Source organism: Microcystis sp. M049S2, from assembly GCF_020245625.1.
Classification (GTDB): Bacteria; Cyanobacteriota; Cyanobacteriia; order Cyanobacteriales; family Microcystaceae; genus Microcystis; species Microcystis ichthyoblabe_A.
The window spans coordinates 1-4,440 of record NZ_JADBUN010000283.1; the positions used below are offsets into that span (position 1 = coordinate 1).

The following is a 4,440-nucleotide window of genomic DNA, read 5'->3' on the forward strand; positions in this document are numbered from 1 at the left end:
ATACTATCCATAAAGGGTGTCTTTTTCCTTTATCTTTCCGAAAGTCCTTGACTTGTTTCAGTTTTTCTATTAAGCTCAACATATATTTAAAAGGTTGGCGGTCACTTATCATTTTACCTGGCAGTGATCGCTTTTACTTTTAATATTCTGATGGGAGAATGAAACAGCCCTAGGGACTAAGGGGGGATCGAACCTAAAATCCATTTTTAATTTAATATAACCAGCTATTTAACCTCAGCTAATCCACGGAATTTTCTTTTTGGATTAATACCTCACCAGCGATTAAACGTTGGGCTGCTGACAGTAAAACATCCTCAATCCAGGGCTTGACAAAATAACCTTTTGCTCCTTTAGCGGCGGCGAGATGCTGCATTTTTTGCGTCCCGCGCGAGGTAATTATAGCCACTGGTATCCCCTGAAGTTGTTCATCCTCTTGCAGACGAGAGAGCAATTCTAACCCATTGAGGCGAGGCATTTCGATATTGCAGAGAATCAGATCACAAGCTAATCCGGCCTGTAATTTTTCCCATGCTTCTAAACCGTCCCGGGCCTGTTCAATGCGATAACCAGCTTTAACCAAAGAAATCATTAACATTTCCCGCACTATTAACGAATCATCGACAATCAAGACGAGAGGACTCGATTGTGCCAACAAATTAGCGGGATTACTATCAATAATTGTTGTATCGGAGGATAAAGACTGATTAGAAGTGGCTTTAATACTATTAGCTAGTAATACTTCCCCTGCAATCATTCTTTCAGCTGCCGAGATTAAATCTCTTTCCGTGTAGGGCTTGGTAAAATAACCACTAGCCCCTAATTTCGCCGCCACCTGACGATGACGTTCCGAGCCTCGGGAAGTCAATAAAGCCACGGGAATCGCCGCTAATCGGGGGGATTTTTGCAAATTAGACAGTAATTCCAGGCCATTCATGCGGGGCATCTCGATATCACAGAAAACGATATCACAGGGCAAACCACCGCGTAATTTTTCCCAAGCTTCTTGACCATCCCGGGCCTGTTCCACACGATAACCAGCTTTACTAAAGCTTAAAGAGAGCAATTCCCGAACAGTAATCGAATCATCGACAATCAGAACCATAGCCTCGGATTTTTGGCTAGTTTCCACATCTACAGGCGGTACAGATTGGTGCCAAAGACCACCGTTATCGATACGCAGACGACCCCTGGCGATGTCGATTAACTCTAACACATCGCCGACGGGCATCACCGTACCATCCCCTAAAACCGTCGCCCCAGCAATCCCAGCCGTTTTCGGAATCGGTCCTTCGATCTGTTTGATCACGATCTCCTGTTCCCCAATCACTTGATCCACCTGTACCGCGAGGAGATTATTACCACCGCGCAGGATTACGATCGAAAAAGAGTCTTCCTCCTGTTTGCCGGTGTAAAAACTACCGCGACTAAGTTGCCGATTGTAGGAAAGCAAATCGCTCAGGGGTTGGAAAGGTAGTAAAGTGTTTTGCCAGAAAACGCAGGGCCGTCCCTCCCCATCTATTTGGATATCCCGGGACCGGAAATCCCTCATATCTTCCACTCCGTCCATAGAGAAACCAATGCGAGCATGATTACTAACACAACAGAGGGCCTTACAGATACTCAGGGTTAGGGGTAAACGGAGGGTAAAAGTGCTTCCTTTGCCCAGTACCGAGTCAATAGTCACAGTCCCGCGCACATCGATTAAACTGATCCGCACCACATCTAAACCCACCCCACGGCCGGAAAAATCATCGGCCTGATCTTTGGTACTAAAACCGGGATGAAAAAGAATTTCATAGACTTCTTGGGTACTGAGGTTTTGAGCTTCCCGATCGCTGATCAGGCCTTTTTTGATCGCCTTAAGTTTAACCAGATTAACATCAATACCAGCCCCATCATCACTAACGGTGATCACGGTTTGATTGCCCTGTAGGAATGCCCGGACCCAGATCGTACCGTGGACAGGTTTGCCTTTGGCCATGCGTTCTTGGGGTGATTCAATGCCGTGGGTGATCGCATTGTTGACCAGATGGATCATGGGACTATTGAGATGTTCAAGGATCATCTGATCGATGAGAACATCCCCCCCTTCCACTTTTAATTTGGCTTGTTTGTGCAGTTTCAGGGAAATATCGTGAATTGCCCGGGGTAGATGATCGGCAGTTTGACTAAAGGGAACCATGCGCGATTTGGTCATCCCTTCCTGTAGTTGAGTGGTAGCCTGTCGCAGACTGCGCGTCACCTGATCGGTTTCATCGACGACAAATTGAATATCAGAGGCCGATTCTCGCACTCGCACGATCAATTCGATCATCTCTTGGGATAATAAGTGGAAATCGGTAAAACGGTCGATCTCTAGGGCATCTAGTTCCCCAGTCATAGTCGAATTGCCCTGATTTTTTCCCTGAACTCCACCGTAACCGATGGCACCACCAGCATTGCGACTAGCCAGTAAAGCCCCTTCTAGGAGGCTTCTTTCATAGAGATCCTGCATCCGACCGCCCACATCGCTGAGATTTTGGACTTGGTTAAGCAAATTATCTAAAAAGAGACGCAGGCGATCCTGTTCCTGTTCAAGGCGATTGCGTTTAACCACCAGTTCCCCGATCAGATTGCTGAGGTTGTCCAATTGTTTGATTGGCACCCGCATCGTCTGTTCAAAAGCTTTAGCAACAAGGGGACGCAGGTTATTTAACCCGACCAGTGGACTGAAACTGGAGGCCGGATTTGCTGCCATCACCTGATTGGTTTCTTCGAGGAGTTTTTCTAAATCCTTGAATTCATCCTCTGGGGAGCTTTCTGAGGCAATTTCCGGTGATTCTAACCATTGGACAGGTTCCGCCGTCGCCACCGGCTCCCCTGCTGTGGATTCCGAGAGGAAGACCTCTAGGGATTCAAAGATGTCCGGCAGTGGCGATTGTTCTGGTGGAGTGGGTTTTTCCAGAAAAGCGTCTAAGTCTTCGAGGCTGTCGTAAAAATTCGGGTTGCTGATGGTTATAATTGCTTCTGAATCCCGGACTGCTGCATTTTCTAGCAGCAGCGATTCCAGATCATCCCAATCTTCTGGTTCTGACTTGGGAGCCGTCCCACGGGTAGAATGAAGATCATTAGTGGCGGCTTCTTCCCAATTGATGCTATCGCCAAAAAGTTCTGCTAATTCCGGTTCTAAGGGCAAGGAAGACAGGGTTTGGTCAAGAGAAGCCCCATACCCCGCCGCTGGCGGGGAAGTCTGCTCAAATAAAAAGCTGAGTTCGTCTAGAGTCTCGTCACCGTCGGTGTCTTTGTCTTCTAAACTCTCTAACAAATGTTCGAGATCTTCGTTAAAGAAATGATCCGAGTTCGGTTTCATCATGATTTGCTTCCTGCCAAGTCTTCCTTTTTGGTCAACCAATACGCTCTCTTTACTTCAGATTACCGAGAATTTTACCCGATAACTCCATCCACTAGGAATTTTTTTATGGCCAATCAAACTCTTGGACTCGATCGACAATTTTATCCCTATTATCAATCTATCTGTCTGCGAGAACCCCCAATTTTAGCTCAATTACGTCAAGAAACTGCCTCTCAACCCCTGGCAGTTATGCAGATTGCCCCCGAACAAGGTCAGTTTATGGCTTTTTTGGTACAGGCGATCGGGGCGAAAAAAACCCTAGAAATAGGGGTTTTTACTGGTTATAGTGCGCTAGTGGTGGCCTTAGCTTTACCCCCAGAAGGCAAGCTGATCGCCTGTGATCTGAGCGAAGAATATACCAGTATAGCCCGCCGTTATTGGCAGCAGGCCGGTGTCGCTGATAAAATCGATTTAAGAATTGCCCCGGCCCTGGAGACTTTAGACCAATTAATCGCTGGCGGAGAAAGTAATAGTTTTGATTTTGTCTTTATCGATGCCGATAAAAGTAATTATGATCGCTACTACGAACGGGCGTTACAATTGGTCAGAAGCGGCGGAATTATCGCTATCGATAATGTTTTTTGGTCAGGACGGGTAGCGGCGGCCGATAGCACCGATAATCGCACCAAAATTATCCGTTCACTTAATGCCAAAATTCAGCAGGATGAACGGGTAAATATCAGTATTATTCCTATTGGTGATGGTTTGACCCTGGCCATGAAAAAGTGAAGAAGTTAAGGAGATTAGAAAAGCTGGCGTTGCTGATTTGAGATATGAATCTTCTCTTGTGGGATTTTTAAAACCTAGACCCAAACTAACTTTTGGATGGGTGCAAGGTTGTTATTCATACCTTGATTCAGCAACGCCCTAATCCTTTTATTGTGAATCTCTCCTGCTGTTTTAACATCTCTTTTAATCTCTTCGGGTCTAATTCCCCGCCGCTCGCGGCGTATAATAGAAAAATGAGTGAATACATCCATAAGAGCCATAATGTAAGTGTTTTGCTATATCATTGAGTGTTCCCAGCCAAATATCGTAAAGCCGTTTTC

2 protein-coding genes are annotated in these 4,440 nt (G+C 46.1%); one reads left to right on the top strand and one right to left on the bottom strand.

What is annotated here, in order from left to right; all coding sequences use genetic code 11:
* Nucleotides 1-238 precede the first annotated feature (238 nt).
* Entirely contained in the window at nucleotides 239-3,352 is a 3,114-nt protein-coding gene (locus tag IM496_RS21610) for a hybrid sensor histidine kinase/response regulator (protein ID WP_194018079.1), read from the bottom strand.
* Between the two features lie 105 nt (nucleotides 3,353-3,457).
* Here IM496_RS21610 and IM496_RS21615 point away from each other — a divergent pair, with 105 nt between their 5' ends.
* Nucleotides 3,458-4,120: a class I SAM-dependent methyltransferase gene (locus IM496_RS21615; RefSeq protein WP_194018077.1), complete on the top strand. Its 663-nt coding sequence runs from the start codon at nucleotides 3,458-3,460 to the stop codon at nucleotides 4,118-4,120.
* Nucleotides 4,121-4,440 lie beyond the last annotated feature (320 nt).